This is a genomic window from Pseudomonas sp. PME37.24/006, from assembly GCF_055556635.1.
Window position 1 is genome coordinate 1 of record NZ_JBVHNL010000186.1, and the last position, 259, is coordinate 259.

Sequence of the window (259 nt, forward strand, 5' to 3'; positions counted from 1 at the left end):
GTATACTATGGTCGAGTCTGGAAGGGTCATGAGTTGAGTCGTGATAGATTCATAAAGCACCTTGCCACTGGCGCCCGGCAGGTCGTAGCGGCCTATGCTAAGGCGAAAGAGCACATCGCCGGAGATCACGTAATTTTCCTTTTCGCAATAGAAACTGATGCTGCCCGGAGAGTGACCGGGTGTAAAAAGCACCTTGAACACGGTATGACCAAACCGTATCTCATCACCTTCATTGATAAATGCCGATACCGGTGGCTGC

The 259-nt window shown here is 50.6% G+C and carries 1 protein-coding gene; it reads right to left on the reverse strand.

Translation table 11 applies throughout. The features are described 5' to 3' along the window. Positions 1-259: MBL fold metallo-hydrolase (locus tag ACZ3GY_RS24345; protein WP_465912351.1), on the reverse strand; the 259-nt coding region annotated here is incomplete at both ends.